The organism is Dactylosporangium sp. NBC_01737, from assembly GCF_035963215.1.
Lineage (GTDB): Bacteria > Actinomycetota > Actinomycetes > Mycobacteriales > Micromonosporaceae > Dactylosporangium.
In genome coordinates, this window is sequence record NZ_CP109153.1 from 3731473 (window position 1) to 3747814 (window position 16342).

The 16342-nt window shown below is 72.1% G+C and carries 18 protein-coding genes; 12 read left to right on the forward strand and 6 right to left on the reverse strand.

Features of this window, described 5'->3' with window-relative positions; translation table 11 throughout:
• Positions 1–132: 132 nt before the first annotated feature.
• Both OHA72_RS16815 and OHA72_RS16820 read right to left on the reverse strand, forming a co-directional pair.
• Complete coding sequence (locus OHA72_RS16815) at positions 133–1026, reverse strand: VldE C-terminal domain-containing protein (RefSeq protein WP_442788594.1); 894 nt, start codon at positions 1024–1026, stop codon at positions 133–135.
• 92 nt (positions 1027–1118) lie between these two features.
• Positions 1119–1895, reverse strand: coding sequence for an enoyl-CoA hydratase-related protein (locus OHA72_RS16820; protein WP_327008756.1), 777 nt, complete (start codon positions 1893–1895; stop codon positions 1119–1121).
• Positions 1896–1912: 17 nt separating this feature from the next.
• Between OHA72_RS16820 and hemW the strand changes: the two genes are divergently transcribed.
• Positions 1913–3109: a radical SAM family heme chaperone HemW gene (hemW, locus tag OHA72_RS16825; RefSeq protein WP_327008757.1), complete on the forward strand. Its 1197-nt coding sequence runs from the start codon at positions 1913–1915 to the stop codon at positions 3107–3109.
• 70 nt (positions 3110–3179) lie between these two features.
• Here the strand turns inward: hemW and OHA72_RS16830 are convergent, their stop codons facing one another.
• Entirely contained in the window at positions 3180–3782 is a 603-nt protein-coding gene (locus tag OHA72_RS16830) for a DUF4870 domain-containing protein (protein ID WP_327008758.1), read from the reverse strand.
• 185 nt (positions 3783–3967) lie between these two features.
• On the opposite strand from OHA72_RS16830, the gene hrcA reads away from it, so the two are divergent.
• The 3 genes from hrcA to OHA72_RS16845 all read left to right on the forward strand — a co-directional run bounded on the left by hrcA (position 3968) and on the right by OHA72_RS16845 (position 6937).
• Positions 3968–4990, forward strand: coding sequence for a heat-inducible transcriptional repressor HrcA (gene hrcA, locus OHA72_RS16835; RefSeq protein WP_327008759.1), 1023 nt, complete (start codon positions 3968–3970; stop codon positions 4988–4990).
• 32 nt (positions 4991–5022) lie between these two features.
• On the forward strand, positions 5023–6147 hold the full coding sequence (gene dnaJ / locus OHA72_RS16840; protein WP_327008760.1) for a molecular chaperone DnaJ: 1125 nt from the start codon (positions 5023–5025) through the stop codon (positions 6145–6147).
• A gap of 94 nt (positions 6148–6241) precedes the next feature.
• Positions 6242–6937 carry a 16S rRNA (uracil(1498)-N(3))-methyltransferase gene (locus OHA72_RS16845; RefSeq protein ID WP_327008761.1) on the forward strand — a complete coding sequence of 232 codons (696 nt, stop codon included), beginning with the start codon at positions 6242–6244 and terminating at the stop codon, positions 6935–6937.
• A 52-nt stretch (positions 6938–6989) separates the two neighbouring features.
• Here the strand turns inward: OHA72_RS16845 and OHA72_RS16850 are convergent, their stop codons facing one another.
• Positions 6990–7727 carry an SDR family NAD(P)-dependent oxidoreductase gene (locus tag OHA72_RS16850; protein ID WP_327008762.1) on the reverse strand — a complete coding sequence of 246 codons (738 nt, stop codon included), beginning with the start codon at positions 7725–7727 and terminating at the stop codon, positions 6990–6992.
• Between the two features lie 33 nt (positions 7728–7760).
• Between OHA72_RS16850 and OHA72_RS16855 the strand changes: the two genes are divergently transcribed.
• Both OHA72_RS16855 and OHA72_RS16860 read left to right on the forward strand, forming a co-directional pair.
• A complete protein-coding gene (locus OHA72_RS16855) occupies positions 7761–8111 on the forward strand; it encodes a histidine triad nucleotide-binding protein (RefSeq protein WP_327008763.1) in 351 nt (116 codons plus the stop codon).
• Entirely contained in the window at positions 8108–9457 is a 1350-nt protein-coding gene (locus tag OHA72_RS16860) for a serine hydrolase domain-containing protein (RefSeq protein ID WP_327008764.1), read from the forward strand. The genes OHA72_RS16855 and OHA72_RS16860 overlap by 4 nt, the downstream gene beginning before the upstream one ends.
• Here OHA72_RS16860 and OHA72_RS16865 read toward each other — a convergent pair.
• Entirely contained in the window at positions 9454–10224 is a 771-nt protein-coding gene (locus OHA72_RS16865) for a VOC family protein (RefSeq protein WP_327008765.1), read from the reverse strand. The genes OHA72_RS16860 and OHA72_RS16865 overlap by 4 nt on opposite strands.
• A 264-nt stretch (positions 10225–10488) precedes the next feature.
• Here OHA72_RS16865 and OHA72_RS16870 point away from each other — a divergent pair, with 264 nt between their 5' ends.
• From OHA72_RS16870 to OHA72_RS16895, 6 genes are all read left to right on the forward strand, one after another.
• Positions 10489–11547, forward strand: coding sequence for a PhoH family protein (locus OHA72_RS16870; RefSeq protein ID WP_327008766.1), 1059 nt, complete (start codon positions 10489–10491; stop codon positions 11545–11547).
• A 25-nt stretch (positions 11548–11572) separates the two neighbouring features.
• Entirely contained in the window at positions 11573–12025 is a 453-nt protein-coding gene (gene ybeY / locus OHA72_RS16875; RefSeq protein ID WP_033364073.1) for an rRNA maturation RNase YbeY, read from the forward strand.
• Positions 12013–13344: a hemolysin family protein gene (locus tag OHA72_RS16880; RefSeq protein ID WP_442788725.1), complete on the forward strand. Its 1332-nt coding sequence runs from the start codon at positions 12013–12015 to the stop codon at positions 13342–13344. Before ybeY ends, OHA72_RS16880 begins: the two co-directional genes overlap by 13 nt.
• Positions 13337–13693, forward strand: coding sequence for a cytidine deaminase-like protein (locus OHA72_RS16885; protein ID WP_327008767.1), 357 nt, complete (start codon positions 13337–13339; stop codon positions 13691–13693). The genes OHA72_RS16880 and OHA72_RS16885 overlap by 8 nt, the downstream gene beginning before the upstream one ends.
• A gap of 493 nt (positions 13694–14186) precedes the next feature.
• On the forward strand, positions 14187–14753 hold the full coding sequence (locus OHA72_RS16890) for a MarR family winged helix-turn-helix transcriptional regulator (protein WP_327008768.1): 567 nt from the start codon (positions 14187–14189) through the stop codon (positions 14751–14753).
• 6 nt (positions 14754–14759) lie between these two features.
• A complete protein-coding gene (locus OHA72_RS16895) occupies positions 14760–15674 on the forward strand; it encodes an aminotransferase class IV (protein WP_327008769.1) in 915 nt (304 codons plus the stop codon).
• On the opposite strand, the gene OHA72_RS16900 is transcribed toward OHA72_RS16895, so the two are convergent.
• A complete protein-coding gene (locus OHA72_RS16900; RefSeq protein ID WP_327008770.1) occupies positions 15644–16342 on the reverse strand; it encodes a sulfotransferase-like domain-containing protein in 699 nt (232 codons plus the stop codon). The genes OHA72_RS16895 and OHA72_RS16900 overlap by 31 nt on opposite strands.

A 16342-nucleotide genomic window follows, 5' to 3' on the forward strand; every position in this document is an offset into this window, starting at 1 on the left:
TCGTCGACCAGGGAACGACCGATGGTAACGCGAGGTGCACATGGGACCGATTCCGGAGTTGGGGTGCGGACAGTGCGCGAAAGTCATCCGAACGGCCGACAACCTGCGGCTCGTCCGCAACGTCGAGGTCTGTCAGTAGACCTCGGCGACGACCTGCCCGGCGGCGGTGCCGCCACGCTGCGTGACCCGGGTCCAGCCGCCGCTCTTCGCGGTCCACTCCATGTCGTTGAAGACGACCCGCTTGACGCCGTGGTCCTGGGCGTGCGCGACCAGCCAGTGCGCGTACTGCCAGCCGGTCTTCTGCTCGCGGACCTTGAGCGCGACGCCGACCATGTCGGTGACGTCGGCGGTGCTGACGTTGCCCCAGTCGAGCTTGACGCCGGCGGTGAGGGTCTTCGCGGCCTCGGTGCCGTGGCTGGCGGCCTCGGTGACGGTGCAGGCGACCGCGCTGGTGGCGTCGCCGCTCAGCGCGCGGGCCATGATCTCCGACTCGTCGACCCACTTCTCGTACGCCTCGGGGTGGGCGCTGCGCTGGACCTCCTGCGCGGCGTCGGTGACGCGCATCTTCTCCCAGCCCTTGACCTTCAGCAGGGCGGTGTAGAAGGCGTTCGCCGCGAAGCGCGGGTCGGCGATCTGCTCGGGCTTGCCCCAGCCCTGGCTGGGCCGCTGCTGGAACAGGCCGATCGAGTCGCGGTCGCCGCCGCTGAGGTTCTCCAGCTTCGACTCCTGCCAGGCGGTGGCGAGGGCGACGACCAGGGCCCGCTGCGGCACGCCGCGGCGCAGCCCGACGGCGGTGATGGTGGCGGCGTTGGCGACCTGCTCGGCGTCGAGCGCCACGGCGCTGTCGGCGCCCGAGGAGGTCGCGGCGGCACTGACCGACGCGTTGCCGGCGTTGACGACGCAGGCGCGGCCTGGCGGCAGCAGCTGCGGCAGGTGGTCGCCGATCCGCTGCACGAGCACGTAGACGCCGACGGCCGCTACGACGACGAGAGTCGTCAGCACCATCAGCACGTGTCGTGTACGCATCGTCACCTCCCAACCCGAGAACTTGACCAGCGTACGTCCCGTGTGCCACTGCCTCCCCGCGGTACACACGAGGTCGAGGCGAGTAGGACCGTTCAGACGACGCCGTCAGGGATCCAGTTTGGGTCTCTTTTGTCCCTGAATGCCGTGATTCCCTCGATTCCCTCCGCCGAACCGAAATACGACACGGACAGCTCGGTCATGGCCGCAACCTCGTCACGGAACGTGTCGGCTTTCCGTCGGCGCAACAGCTCCTTGGTGCCGCGCAGGGCACCCGGCGCTCCCCGTACCAACGCCGCGACGAAGGACGCGACGGCCGCGTCGACCTCCTCGGCCGGCACCGCCGCCGTGACCAGTCCGATCTCCCGCGCCCGGGCACCGTCGAACGTCGCGCCGGTCAGGAACAGCTCGGTCGCGGCGCGCGGGGACAGCCGCGGCAGCACAGTGGCGGAGATCACTGCCGGGATCACGCCGATGCGCACCTCGGAGAACGCGAACGTCGCCTCCAGGGAGCACACCGCGAGGTCCGCGGCGGCGATGAGACCCAGGCCGCCGGCCCGGGCCGGCCCGGTCAGCCGCGCGACGACCGGCTTCGGGCCCTCCCAGATCGCGGTGAGCACCTCGCCGAGGCGGTTGATCGGCGGCCTGCCCGACCCGAACGCGGCGGCGGTCTCCTTGAGATCCGCCCCGGAGCAGAAGACCGGGCCGGTGTGGGTGAGGACCACGACCCGCACCGCGTCGTCCTGCGCGGCGGCCGCGAGCGCGGCCAGGAGCTCCTCGATCAGGGCCGTCGACAGCGCGTTGCGGTTCGACGGGCTGTCGAGCGTGACCGTCGCCACGCCGTGCGCCGTCTGTGACCGTACGAGTGGCATGCGGGCACACTAGTGAAATGCCCGGAACACTGCCAGAAGGCGAGCCGATCCCGCGCGACGGCGCGCTGCCCGACGGGGTCGCCGACGCGGCGGGGGAGGCCGGGTTCGGGGTCTACGTCCACGTCCCGTTCTGCGCCACGCGCTGCGGCTACTGCGATTTCAACACCTACACCGCCGACGAGGGCGTGCTCAGCGCCGGCTACGCCGAGCAGGTCCTGGACGAGCTGGCCCTCGCCGCGAAGGTGGTCGCGCCGCCCCGGGTCGACACGGTCTTCTTCGGCGGCGGCACACCGACGCTGCTGCCGCCGTCGGAGCTGGGCCGGATCCTCGACGGCATCGACCGCACCTGGGGCCTGGCCGGCGACGCCGAGGTGACCACGGAGGCCAACCCGGAGTCGGTCGACGCGGCCGGCCTGCGGCAGCTGCGCGCGGCCGGGTTCAACCGGATCTCGCTCGGCATGCAGTCGGTGGCGCCCGGGGTCCTGGCGGTGCTCGACCGCCGGCACACGCCGGGACGGCCCGCGGCCGCGGTCGCCGAGGCGCACGCCGCCGGATTCGAGCGCGTGAATCTGGATCTGATCTACGGTACGCCCGGCGAACGGCCCTCCGACTTCGCCGCGTCGCTGCGCACGGTGATCGATTCCGGGGTCGACCATGTCAGCGCCTACGCGCTCATCGTCGAGGACGGCACGCGGCTGGCGGCACGCATGCGCCGTGGGGAACTGCCGTTCCCCGACGACGACGTCGCCGCCGACCGCTATCTGGCCGCCGAACAGGCCCTCACCGAGGCGGGGATGTCCTGGTACGAGGTGTCGAACTGGTCCCGCGACTCGCCCTGCCGGCACAACGAGCTCTACTGGCGCGGCGGCGACTGGTGGGGGCTCGGGCCGGGCGCGCACAGCCACGTGCGGGGCGTGCGGTGGTGGAACGTGAAGCACCCGCACACGTACGCGGCGCGGCTGGCGGACTCGGCGTCGCCGGGGCAGGCCCGCGAGGTGCTGACGCCGGACGAGCGGCACATGGAGGACGTCCTGCTGCGCATCCGCCTCGCCGACGGGCTGCCGCTGGGGGTGCTGGACGCCGCCGGGCTGGCCGGGGCGCGGGAGTGCCTCGCCGACGGGCAGCTGGACCCGGCCGCGTTCGAGGCCGGCCGGGCGGTGCTGACCCTGCGCGGCCGCCTGCTCGCCGACGGGGTCGCCAGGGCCTTGACCTGACCCCTCCGGCACGCGGAAAGGGGCGGCCGGGGCCGCCCCTTGAGTGTCAACGCGTGCGTCTTTGACGTGATTACTTGATGAAGCGGTACGTCATCGGGTAGCGGTACAGCTCGCCGCCGTTGGCCTTCATGCCGGCGATGATCGCGAACACGATGATGATGATCCACGGCACGATCAGCGTGAGGCCGAACGTGCACACGGAGAGCAGGGCACCCACGAACAGGATGATGCCCCACGTGATGTGGAAGTTGAGCGCCTCGTTGGCGTGCGCCTTGACCGTGGGCGACTCGTTGCCCTTGGCGAGCAGTGCGATGAGCGGGGCGATGAAGCCGATGAAGATGCCACCGAAGTGGGCGATCAGGGCCCAGGTCTTCTCGTCGCTGTTGGCGTAGCCGACCGGACCGGCGCCACCGTACTGGCCAGGCTGCTGGTAGCCGTACTGGCCCGGCTGCTGGTAGCCACCGGGCTGCTGGTAGCCACCCGGCTGCTGGTAGGCGTTCGGGTCCTGGTAGCCGGCGCCACTGGTGGGCGGCGGGTAGCCGCCACCGGAGACCGGCGGCTGCTGACCGTAGTCGGGGCCCGGCGGCGGATACTGTGCCCCGCCCGGCATCGAATAGGGGTTGTTGGGGTCCTGCGGTACGCCGTATTCCCCGGGGCGAGGTGGTTCACTCATGGGGGCCACGGTAGGGGTACCGATCAAGTATGGCCAGCGACGCGGCATGACTTCTTTGGGACAAACTTGGCGCAGACCATCCCAATAGCGGCGGTTCGCACACATGACGATCATTCCGTGGGCGGCGGGGGCGACGTAGACTGGCACTCGCAAAGTGGGAGTGCCAGTTTCCTGAGGAGGTGCGCATGGCTCTCGACGAGCGCAAACTCGAGGTGCTGCGCGCCATCGTCGAGGACTATGTCGCCACCCAGGAGCCGGTCGGCAGCAAGGCCCTCGTGGAGCGGCACAACCTGCGGGTCTCCCCGGCGACCGTCCGCAACGACATGGCCGTCCTCGAGGAGGAGGGCTACATCCGGCAGCCGCACACCAGCGCCGGCCGCGTGCCCACCGACGCCGGTTACCGGCTGTTCGTCGACAAGCTGTCCCGCGTCAAGCCGCTGAGCCCCGCCGAGCGGCGGGCCATCGAGCGGTTCCTGATCGGCGCGGTCGACCTCGACGACGTCGTGCACCGCACCGTGCGGCTGCTCGCGCAGCTCACCCGGCAGGTCGCGGTCGTGCAGTATCCGAGCCTGTCGCGCGCCAGCGTCCGGCACTTCGAGCTGGTGCCGATCTCCACCACCCGGCTGATGGTGGTCATGATCGCCGAGACCGGCCGGGTCGAGCAGCGCCTCGTCGACCTGCCCGGCCCGATCCCCGCCGACGACGTCACCGAGCTGCGCCGCAGGATCAACGAGAAACTGGTCGGCAAGCGCCTCGTCGACACCCCGCCCCTGGTCGAGGCGCTCCTCGAGGAGACCGCGCCGGGCCTGCGCCCGCCGATGACCGCCCTGTCGACCGTGCTGCTGGAGACCCTGGTGGAGCGCACCGAGGAGCGCATCGCCCTCGCCGGCACCGCCAACCTCGCCCGCGGCGGCCTGCTGGACTTCCAGGGCTCGCTGCGCCCGATCCTCGAGGCGCTCGAGGAGGAGGTCATCCTCCTCAAGCTCTTCGGTGAGGTCGAGCCGAGCATGACCCGCGTCCGCATCGGCGACGAGAACGAGATCGAAGACCTGCGCAGCGCCTCGATCGTGGCGACCGGCTACGGGCCGGGCTCCATCGTCGTGGGCGGCATGGGTGTGCTGGGGCCGACCCGGATGGACTACCCCGGCAACATCGCCACGGTGCGCGCCGTGGCACGCTACGTCGGCGATCTGCTGGGACAAAGTTGAACCTCATGGACGAGTCAGGGGCATAGGACTCAGTGGCGAAGGACTACTACGGGATTCTCGGTGTCAAGCGGGACTCCACGGCCGATGAGATCAAGCGCGCCTACCGGCGGTTGGCGCGCGAGTTCCACCCGGACGTCAACCCGGACCCCGTGGCACAGGAGAAGTTCAAGGAGATCAACGCGGCCTACGAGGTGCTGTCCGACCCGCGCAAGCGGGAGATGGTCGACCTCGGCGGCGACCCGCTGGCGCCCGGTGGCGGCGGTGGCGGCCCGCAGGGCGGCGCGTTCGTCGGCTTCCAGGACATCATGGACGCGTTCTTCGGCACGACCGCCAGCCGCGGGCCACGCCCGCGGATCCGGCCGGGCGCCGACGCGATCCTGCGGCTCGACCTGGACCTGCACGAGACCGCGTTCGGCGTCGAGGCACCGATCACGGTCGACACCGCGGTCGTCTGCACGACCTGCGCCGGCGCCGGCACCGCGCCCAACACCCACCCGACCACCTGCGAGATCTGCGGCGGCCGTGGCGAGGTCCAGTCGGTGCAGCGCACGTTCCTCGGCCAGGTCGTCTCGGCCCGGCCGTGCTCGGCCTGCCAGGGCTTCGGCACCGTCATCCCGCACCCGTGCGCGACCTGCGGCGGCGACGGCCGGGTCCGCACCCGCCGCACGCTGACCGTGAAGATCCCCTCCGGGGTCGAGGACGGCATGCGCATCCGCCTCGCCCAGCAGGGCGAGGTCGGCCCCGGCGGCGGCCCGCCCGGCGACCTGTATGTCGAGATCCACGAGCGCCCGCACGACGTGTATTCGCGCAAGGACGACGACCTGCACTGCCGGGTCACGGTCCCGATGACGGCGGCGGCGCTCGGCACCCGGCTGACGATCAAGACCCTCGACGGCGAGGAGACGGTCGACGTCAAGGCCGGCACCCAGCCCAACCAGACGCTGCGCATCCGCGGCAAGGGCGTCCCGCACCTGCGCGGCGCCGGCCGCGGCGACCTGCACGTCCACCTCGACGTGCGGACCCCGACGCGCCTGGAGCCGGAGCAGGAGAAGCTGCTGCGCGACTTCGCCCGCACCCGCGGCGAGGAGGTCGCCGAGCTGTCCAAGCAGGGCGGCTTCTTCTCCCGGGTGCGTGATGCCTTCAATGGACACGCGTGAGTGTTCCGGAGCGTTGCGGTGGACGCTCACGCGTGAGCGTTGCGGGGCGTAGCGGTGGGCGTTCACGTGTGCTTTCCGCGTCTGGTATCGCGGCGTGAGCCTGCCGCTCTTCCTGGTTCCCGCGCTGCCGTCCGGGGACCGGTGGCGGCTGGACGGCCCTGAGGGGCACCACGCGGCCAACGTGCAGCGTCTCTCCGCAGGGGAGGCGCTGCTGTTGTCCGACGGCCGTGGCGGCCTGCTGCGAGCCGTGGTCTCCGCCGCGCACAAGGGTGCCCTGGACGTCGACCTCCTCGACCGGGAGTTCGTGCCGCCGCACGATCCCCAGGTCACCGTCGTGCAGGGGATCGCGAAGGGCGAGCGGGCGGAGCTCGCCGTGCAGCTCATGACCGAGCTCGGCGTCGACCGCATCGTGCCGTGGCAGGCGGCGCGCAGCATCGCCCGGTGGAAGGACGCCAAGCCGGTCGAGCGGTGGCGCTCCACGGTCCGCGAGGCGGTCAAGCAGTCCCGCCGGGCCTGGCTGCCCGAGGTCACCGACGCGCGGACCACGAAGCAGCTGACCCTGACCGGCACGGTGCTCCTGCTGCACGAGGAGGCGTCGGTACCGCTCTCCGCCGTCCCCCTCGCCGGCGACATCACCCTGGTCGTCGGCCCGGAGGGCGGGATCGCGCCGGAGGAGCTGGCCGCGTTCACGGACGCGGTGCCGGTCCGGCTGGGCCGCGAGATCCTGCGCACGTCGACCGCCGGGGCCGCCGCGCTCGCCGCCCTGTCGATCCGCCTCGGCCGCTGGTGACCCGCCGCCGGCTGGTCAGCTGAAGCCGACAGGTCAGCGGAAGCCGTCCGGGTCAGCGGAAGTAGGACGCACCGTTCAGGTCGAGCACGGCACCCGACGACCACTGCGAACCGGCGAGGAACAGGACCGCCTCGGCGACCTCCTCGGGCCGGGCGACCCGGTTGAACGGGCTCTGCGCCCGGATCGCCGCACCGTCGCCGGCGTCCATGATGGCGTTGCCCATGTCGGTGGCGACGAACCCGGGCGCGACCGCGTTGACCGCGATCCCGCGCGGCGCGAGCGCCAGGGCCAGGGACTGGGTCAGTGAGTTCAGGCCGGCCTTCGCGGCGCCGTACGCCGGGTAACGGGGCTCGCCACGGTACGCGCCGCGGGAGGACACGTTGACGATCCTGCCGCCGTCGCCGAGGTGCCGGGCGGCGCACCAGCAGACGTTGGCCGGGCCGGTCAGGTTGGCCGCCAGGGTCCGCTGCCAGGCCTCCTGCCAGGCAACGTAGCCCTGCTCCAGGATCGGGTGCTCGAGCGCGACGGCCGCGTTGTTGACCACGACGTCGAGGCCGCCGAGGGACAGGGCCGCGCCGTCGACGAACGCCTGGACCGCGCCGGGGTCGGCGAGGTCACCGGAGACGATCACGTGGCCGTCGCCGGGCAGCGCGTCGCGGACCTTCTCCGCGAGCTCGGCGGAGTCGCGGTGGTGCACCGCCACCACGTCGCCCCGTGCGGCGAACGCCTGCGCGATCGCCTCGCCGATACCGCGGGAAGCCCCTGTCACCAACACCTTGCGTCCAGACATGGCAGCACCCTACAAGCCGAATACGATGCGACTGTGACTGATGACTGCCTGTTCTGCCGCATCGTCGCGGGGGAGATCCCGGCGACGGTGGTCCACGAGACCGACGACACCCTGGCGTTCCGCGACATCGGGGCGAAGGCACCGGTGCACGTGCTGGTGATCCCGAAGGCGCACCACCAGGACGTCGCCGCGCTCGCCGTCGCCGACCCCGGGCTCGCCGGCCGGGTCCTGGCCACGTGCGCCGCGGTCGCTGAGAAGGAGGGGCTGTCCGGGGACGGGTACCGGGTGATCTTCAACACCGGCGGCTTCGGCGGCCAGGAGGTCTTCCACGTCCACGGGCACGTCGTGGGCGGCCGCCCGCTCGGCCCGATGCTGTCGGCATGACGGCGCACGAGCGGTACGAGCGGCTCGCCCGTCAGGTCCAGGCCGATGCGCGGGTCCCGGCGCTGAGCGTGGCGATCCACCGCGCCGACCGGCCGCTGTGGACGTTCACGGTCGGCGCGGATGTCGACGCGGCCAGCCAGCTGCGGATCGGCTCGGTCACCAAGACGTTCACCGCGGTCCTGGTGATGCAGTGCCGTGACGAGGGGCTGCTGGACCTCGACGACCCGATCTCGCGGCACCTGCCGGTGAAGGCGCACGGCGACCTGACCGTCGGCCGGATGCTGTCGCACCTGTCGGGGCTGCAGCGGGAGCCGTTCGGCGACGTCTGGGACACCATGCAGGCGCCCGACGTCGACACGCTGCTCGACCAGCTGGACCGGGCCGAGCGTGTGCTGCCCGCCGGGCAGCGGTTCCACTACTCCAACCTGGCGATCGCCCTGCTCGGGCACCTCGCCGGGCGGCTGCGCGGCGGCACCTGGGAGGAGGTCCTGCGGGAGCGGATCCTCGATCCGCTGGGCCTGGACGACACCGCCGTCACGCCGAGCCGCCCGGTCGTCGGGTACCAGGTGGACGCCTGGTCGGACTACGCGCACCCGGAGCCGCCGGACGACTTCGGCGCGGTCGGCCCGGCGGCGCAGCTGTGGAGCACCGCCGCGGACCTGGCGAAGTGGGCCGCGTTCCTGGCCGACCCGAAGGCCGTCGACCAGTCCTCGGCGGTCCTGGCCGCCGAGACGGTCGAGGAGATGCGGGCGCCGCGGGCGGTCACCGAGGACGTCCTGTGGGCGCGGGGGCTGGGACTCGGCCTGATCCTGCAGCCGCAGCCGGGCGCCGAGCGGATCGTGCACGTCGGGCACGACGGCGCGATGCCCGGGTTCCTGGCCGGCGCGTACGGCCGGGTCGGCGGCACCGGTACCCCCGGCGCGTTCGGGGCCGCGGCGCTCGGTTCGTCCGGCACCGCCGGTGAGGTCATCGACCTGGCGCACCAGCTGCTCGCCGCCGCGGTCGAGAGCGACCCGGCCGACATCACGCCGTGGTCGCCGGCGCCGGCACCGCCGCAGCGATACCGCTCGGTGCTCGGCCGCTGGTGGGGTGAGGGCTTCGAGTACGTGTTCAGCTGGCACAACGGCGCGCTGCACGCCCGGTCGGTGGACCAGCCGGCCAACCGGCCGCCGGCGGTGTTCGCGCCGGTCGACGGCCAGCCGGACGTGTTCCGCACGGTGTCCGGGAGGGAGACGGGGGAGCTGCTGCGGCTGACCCGCGCCGAGGACGGCACCGTCGAGCGGCTGCACTGGGCGACGTACCGCTTCACCCGTGGCCAGGAGACGTTCGACCGGTACCGGTTCTAGCGGGAGATGACGGTGAAGACGGCGCCGTTGGGGTCCACGACGACCGCGATGCGGCCGTGCGGGGAGTCGAACGGCCCGTGCTGGACCTGGCCGCCCGCCGACCGGACCAGGTCGGCGGCGCGGTCGGTGTCGGCGGCGGCGAAGTAGACCATCCAGTGCGGCGGGATGCCCTCCCACGCCTCGGTCATGGTGAGCCGCCCGGCGACCGGGTCGGCGTTGCCGAGGCTCCACGCCGTGTAGTCGAACTGCTCGTCGGCCTCGACCCGGGTCTGCCGGTAGCCGAACAGGCCCTGGTAGAAGCTGTCGACGGCGCCGGGGTCGCGGGTGTTGACCTCGGCCCAGCACAGCGCGCCGTCCTCGTCGAACAGCTGCGAGCCGGTGTGCTGGCCGGGCTCCCACGCGCCGAACGCGGCGCCGGACGGGTCGAGGGCGAAGAGCATCCGGCCGTTGCTCGGGATGTCCATCGGCGCGACGATGATCTTGCCGCCGCCGGCGTCGACGCGCCGGGCGGTGTCCTCCAGGTCGTGTGACATCAGGTACAGGCTCCAGGCGGCCGGTGTCTGCCCGGCCCCAGGCATCGGCGGGCTCATCCCGGCGACGACCTTGCCGTCCTTCAGGCACATCACGTAGTGCCCGAAGTCGGCGCCCGTGTCCAGGAACGTCCAGCCGAACAGCGTCGCGTAGAACCGCTGGGCGGCGGCCAGGTCGGCGGCGACCAGGTCGGCCCAGCAGGGCTCACCGTCGACGTAACCGCTGCGCTCGACCATCCGTGTGGGCCCTCCTGTCGATGTGTTCACCTGCCTCAGTACCACTGTGCGAACGGGCCTGTCCGGACTTTCGGCGCGAACGGCATGATCGGGCGACCCCGATCCGGGCGAGGCGGATATTGCCCGCATCAGGCATGAACCGGACATCGGCAAGAAATGGGAACGGCCTGAGGGGCGGTCAGCCGATACCATGAAGAGCCTGGACATGAGTCCAGCAGGAGCGAGCCCCGGAAGCAGGTGCTTGAGGCCCCACGTGGCCGACGTATGACCGAGACCCCGACCCCCGCACCGGCAGTGTCGTCGGAGCCGCCCGTGCGGGCCATCAGCAAGATCACGGTCCCCGACCCGCACACGATGGTCAGGTTGCTCGGCGCGGGAGACGAGATCCTCAAGCTCGTCGAGCGGGCCGTCAGCAGCGACGTGCACGTGCGGGGCAACGAGATCACCATCACCGGCGCGGCCGCGGACAACGCCCTGGCCGAGCGCATCTTCGCCGAACTCATCGAGCTGGTGCGCAAGGGGGAGACCCTCACCCCGGACAACGTCCGGCGCACCGTCGGCATGCTCCAGCAGAACACCACCGAGCGCCCCGCCGACGTGCTGACCCTCAACATCCTCTCCCGGCGCGGCCGCACCATCCGGCCGAAGACCCTCGGGCAGAAACGGTATGTCGACTCGATCGACCAGCACACGATCGTGTTCGGCATCGGCCCGGCCGGCACCGGCAAGACCTACCTCGCCATGGCGAAGGCGGTCCAGGCGTTGCAGGCCAAGCAGGTCAACCGGATCATCCTGACCCGCCCCGCGGTCGAGGCCGGCGAGCGGCTGGGCTTCCTGCCCGGCACGCTCTACGACAAGATCGACCCCTACCTGCGCCCGCTGTATGACGCGCTGCACGACATGCTCGACCCGGAGTCCATCCCGAAACTGATGGCCGCCGGGACGATCGAGGTCGCGCCGCTGGCCTACATGCGCGGCCGGACGCTCAATGACGCCTTCATCATCCTGGACGAGGCGCAGAACACCACGCCCGAGCAGATGAAGATGTTCCTGACCCGGCTCGGCTTCGGTTCGCGGATCGTCGTCACCGGCGACGTGACGCAGATCGACCTACCCGGGGGCACCCGCAGCGGCCTCAGGGTCGTCCGTGAGATCCTCGGTGACGTCGAAGACGTGCACTTCGCCCAGCTCGGCAGCGCCGACGTCGTGCGGCACCGGCTGGTGAGTGAGATCGTCGACGCCTATGCCAAGTGGGACGAGGCGCAGGAGGCGCAGCAACAGGCGCCCGTGCGTGCCGTCCCGGACCGCGGGCGACGCAGGTAAAGCCCCCTTCCAACAGGAGCAGTTGTTGTCCATCGAGATCGCCAACGAGTCCGGCGTCGACGTCAACTCCGACACCATTCTCGCGGTGGCGCGGCACGCCCTCGACGAGATGGGGGTCAACCCCCTCGCCGAGCTGTCGATCCTGCTCGTCGACGTCGAGTACATGACGGAGCTCAACCACCGTTGGATGGACGGCGACGGCCCGACCGACGTGCTGGCCTTCCCGATGGACGAGGGCAGCGTCGACCACGGCCCCGGTGAGGGCGGCGGCGAGCCCGCGCTGCTCGGCGACATCGTGCTGTGCCCGGAGGTGGCGGCGAAACAGGCCGCCACCGCCGGGCACGCCACGATCGACGAGCTGGCCCTGCTCACCGTGCACGGCACCCTGCACCTGCTGGGCTACGACCACGCCGAGCCCGAGGAGGAGGCCGAGATGTTCGGCCTGCAGGCGCGGCTCCTGGAGAGCTGGCGCAAGTGAGTGACGTGACCTTGCTGACGACCGCCGCCGGGCTGGTCGTGCTGGCAGGGTTGTTCGCGATGTCCGACGCCGCGCTCAACGTGGTGTCGCCGGCCCGCGCCCACGAGCTGGCCCGCGAGGGCAAGCCCGGCGCCAACGCCCTGCAGGTCATCGCGGCCGACCCGGCCCGCTACATCAACCTGCTCCTGCTGCTGCGCCTGCTGTGCGAGCTGACCGCGACCACCCTGGTCGCCCTGGTCACCGCCGCGGCGGTCGGCGGCGACCGCGACTGGCTCGCCGCGCTCATCACGGCCGGCTCGATGACGGTGGTCAGCTTCGTCGTCGTCGGGGTCGGTCCCCGCACCATCGGACGCCAGCACGCCTACGCGGTCGCCCGGGTCGCCGCGCCACCGGTCCGCTGGCTCGGCACCGTGCTCGGCCCCCTCGCCCGGCTGCTGATCCTCATCGGCAACGCCGTGACCCCCGGCAAGGGATACCGCGAGGGCCCCTTCGCCACCACGATCGAGCTGCGCGAGCTCGTCGACCTCGCCGAGCAGCGCGGCGTCGTCGAGCACGGCGAGCGCGACATGATCCACTCGGTCTTCGCACTCGGCACGACGATCGCCCGCGAGGTGATGGTCCCGCGCACCGAGATGGTCTGGATCGAGACGCACAAGACCGTCCGCCAGGCGCTCATGCTCGCGATGCGCAGCGGGTTCTCCCGCATCCCCGTCGTCGGCGAGAACGTCGACGACGTCCTGGGCATCGCCTACCTCAAGGACCTGGTCCGCCGCACCTCCGGCGGCGACACGGCCGCCGGCGACATGCCGGTCGCCCAGGTCATGCGCGACGCCACCTTCGTGCCAGAGTCGAAACCCGTCGACGACCTGCTCCGCGAGATGCAGGCCGCCCGCACCCACATGGCGATCATCATCGACGAGTACGGCGGCACCGCCGGCCTCGTCACCATCGAGGACATCCTCGAGGAGATCGTCGGCGAGATCACCGACGAGTACGACGTCGCCGAGCGCCCCCCGATCGAGGAGCTGCCCGACGGCGCGTACCGCATCACCAGCCGCCTGCCGGTCGAGGACCTCGGCGAGCTGTTCGACGTGGAGCTGCCCGCCGACGAGGTCGAGACCGTCGCCGGCCTCCTCGCGCAGGCCCTCGGCCGCGTCCCGATCCCCGGCGCCACCGCCGTCGTCGGCGGCCTGGTCCTCGTCGCCGAGGGCACCACCGGCCGCCGCAACCGCATCGACACCCTCCTCGTCCGGCGGGCCGACCCCGACGACGAGGACCAGGCCAGCCACGACAGCGAAAGGCAGCACGCCGATGCCTGAGTCCCAGGTCCCCGCGCCTCTGTCGGCGGAGGACGCGAAGCTCGTCACCCTGGCCCGTGCCGCCCGCGCCCGCATCGGCGCCGTCGAGGGCGCCGCGGTCCGCGACGGCGACGGCCGCACCTACAACGCCGCCTCCGTCGCCCTGCCCTCCCTGTCGATCACCGCCCTGCAGCTGGCGGTGGCGACCGCGGTCGCGTCAGGCGCCGGCAAGCTCGAGGCGGCCGCGGTCGTCACCGAGGCCTCGTCCCTGGACACCGTGGGCCGCGCCGCCGTCCGCGACGTCTCCCCGTCCGCCCCGATCCACCTCGCCGCCCCCGACGCCACCGTCTTCGCCACCGTCACCGACTGACCCGGCCCCGCGGGCGGTCCACGGATCCGACCGCCATCGAGCCGGCCGTCCGGTAGCCCATCCTTCCTGGCTCCGGTCCGCGCCGAGTGCCCGCGGCGGCCCGGTGCGGCGGGCAGCGGCCGGCGGTCGTTGTGCCATGCCAGCCGTGATCGAAATCGTGCGGTGGTCGTCCAGCCCAGCCGTCGAAGCCAGCCACCGTCGCACAACCCAGGAACCATCACTCGGACCGGAGCGACGCGGACGGGCCTGCCTACGCGTCTCGCGCGAAGGGCAGGCGAGTAGGACGACAGACCTGGCACGACCCGCAACCTCAACCCCGGCCTTTCGGGTGCCGCGCGCATGCGCGTGAGTCGGCCGCGCGCAGCGCAGGGCGTGCGAGCGTAGCGAGCATTGGGGGTGTGGGGTGAGAATCCCCCACTGCTCTTCCGGCCGAAGGCCGCAGCGGAAGAAAGGCCGCAGCGGAAGAAACAGCAGCCACGGCTAGGATTTCGGGGTGCGCAGGGACCGGGTCGATGAGGTCGTCGACGAGTGGCGGGTGCAGCTGCCCGACACCGTCGGACCGGCGATGGAACTCGGCAAGCGGATCCACCGCCTCGCCGGCCGGTTGCAGGAGGTCGTGCGCGCCGAGACCGCAGCGGTCGGGCTGACGCCGGCCGAGTTCGACGTGCTGTCGGCGCTGCGGCGGGCCGGTGCGCCGTATGCGCTGAAACCGTCCGACCTCGCCAGCGGCCTGCTCCTCACGTCCGGCGGGATCAGCAACGTGCTGCGCCGGCTCCAGCAGGACGGCGTCATCGAGCGTGAGGCCGACGCCGCCGACGCGCGGGTCGCCTGGGTCAGGCTGACCCCGAAAGGCGTCGCCGTCGCCGAGCGCGTCGTGCGGGCCGTGACGAAGGCGCAGGCGCGGCTGTTCGCCCCTGTGCCGGAGCAGCTGCAACACGACACCGTCAGCAGCCTGCGGGAGCTGCTGATCGAACTCGGCGACGAAGCCACCGAGGCCGTCGGAGCCGCAGAGGCTGGCGGAGCCGCAGAGGCCGGCGACGCCGTACACGAAGGAGCCTGACGAACCGTGCTGCAACGCTACGACCCGCGCAACGCCGACATCCGCTACTGGGTCGACGGCGTGCTGCGGCACCGCGACGAGCCGGGCATCTCACCGTTCGACTCGGTGGTGCAGGGCGGCGACGCCGTCTGGGAAGGGCTGCGGATCTACGACGGCGGCGTCTACGGCCTCGACGAGCACCTCGCCAGGCTGCGCCGTTCGGCGCGGGCGCTCGGCTTCGAGCGGGTCCCGGCCGACGCCGACATCGTGGCCGCGCTCCGGGCCACCCTGGAGGCCAACGACATGCGCGACGGCGTGCACGTGCGGCTCACCCTGACCCGCGGTGTCAAGGTCACCAGCGGCATGGACCCGAGGCTCAACCAGGCCGGCTGCACGCTGATCGTGCTCGCCGAGCACAAGCCGCCGGTGTACGACACGGGCGGGCTCACGCTCGCCACCTCCAGCGTGCGGCGGCCCGGCCCGGACGTGCTCGACCCGAAGATCCACCACAACAACCTGATCAACTCGATCCTGGCGAAGATGGAGGCGAACCTCGCCGGCGCCGACGACGCGATGATGCTCGACGGCCGCGGGTTCGTCGCCGAGACCAACGCGACGCACCTGTTCGCCGTCGTGGACGGCGGCCTGGTCACGCCCCGCGCCGTCGCCTGCCCGGAGGGCATCACCCGGGACACGGTGCTGCGTCTCGCACCCGGCGAAGGGCTCCCGGTGCAGGTCCGCGACGTGTCGCAGGTCGAGATGTACACCGCCGACGAGGTCTTCTGCACCGGCACCATGGGCGAGATCGCGGGCGTGGTGGCGATCGACGGCCGGCCCATCGGCGACGGCACGGTCGGCCCCGTCACGGCGCGCCTGGCCCGCACCTACCGGCAGCACGCCCGCGAGCACGCTCAGAGGCTGTGGGCGGACAGCTCCGTGTAGAGCGGGGCGGCGGCCTTCACCAGCCACCGCAGGCGATCGGGGACGTCGGCGGGCCGCGGGTCGTACGCGGCGAACCCCGTCGACGCCTCGACCGCGGCGTACCAGTGCGGCGCCCACACCCCGTCCGTGTCGCGACGGCCGGCGGGCCACGCCAGCATCGCCGGATCCCACGGGATGCCGAGCGCGCCGCAGAGCCGCCCCAGGGTGCCCGCCGGGTCGCGCAGCACGTCGGCGGCGTCGACGACCGGGCCGCCGTGCGCGCGGAAGATCTCGGCCTGCTGCTCGTAGCCGAGGTCGGCGAGGGTCGGCTCGCCGCGGACCTTCGCGTACGACGCGACCACGTACGCCGGATCCCGGATCAGGAACGCGTTGTGCACCGAGCCGAGCCACTCCCGGCCGACGTCCGGCAGCAGGTGGTGGGTCATGTGCTTCTGGTAGAACACCCCGGCCGGCACCGGCGCGAGCAGCGCCCCGGCCGCCTCCCGCCAGTCGACCGGCTGGGACGCGAGGATCTCCTCACGGCCGGGATGATCCAGGCCGGTGGCGGCCAGGTAGTGCGCGTAGAGCGGCTCGTCGACGACGACCGTGTCACCCCTTGCGCCGAAGCTGCGCATCATCGCCGTGGAGATGTTGCGGGGCCCGGACCACATCGCCACTCGTACCGTCAT

Bases quoted from the DNA above. Each gene is read 5' to 3' on its own strand.
- OHA72_RS16815 (WP_442788594.1), bottom strand. From the start codon at position 1,026: ATGCGTACACGACACGTGCTGATGGTGCTGACGACTCTCGTCGTCGTA.
- OHA72_RS16820 (WP_327008756.1), bottom strand. From the start codon at position 1,895: ATGCCACTCGTACGGTCACAGACGGCGCACGGCGTGGCGACGGTCACG.
- hemW (WP_327008757.1), top strand. From the start codon at position 1,913: ATGCCCGGAACACTGCCAGAAGGCGAGCCGATCCCGCGCGACGGCGCG.
- OHA72_RS16830 (WP_327008758.1), bottom strand. From the start codon at position 3,782: ATGAGTGAACCACCTCGCCCCGGGGAATACGGCGTACCGCAGGACCCC.
- hrcA (WP_327008759.1), top strand. From the start codon at position 3,968: ATGGCTCTCGACGAGCGCAAACTCGAGGTGCTGCGCGCCATCGTCGAG.
- OHA72_RS16850 (WP_327008762.1), bottom strand. From the start codon at position 7,727: ATGTCTGGACGCAAGGTGTTGGTGACAGGGGCTTCCCGCGGTATCGGC.
- OHA72_RS16860 (WP_327008764.1), top strand. From the start codon at position 8,108: ATGACGGCGCACGAGCGGTACGAGCGGCTCGCCCGTCAGGTCCAGGCC.
- OHA72_RS16865 (WP_327008765.1), bottom strand. From the start codon at position 10,224: ATGGTCGAGCGCAGCGGTTACGTCGACGGTGAGCCCTGCTGGGCCGAC.
- OHA72_RS16870 (WP_327008766.1), top strand. From the start codon at position 10,489: ATGACCGAGACCCCGACCCCCGCACCGGCAGTGTCGTCGGAGCCGCCC.
- OHA72_RS16885 (WP_327008767.1), top strand. From the start codon at position 13,337: ATGCCTGAGTCCCAGGTCCCCGCGCCTCTGTCGGCGGAGGACGCGAAG.
- OHA72_RS16900 (WP_327008770.1), bottom strand. From the start codon at position 16,342: ATGACGGTACGAGTGGCGATGTGGTCCGGGCCCCGCAACATCTCCACG.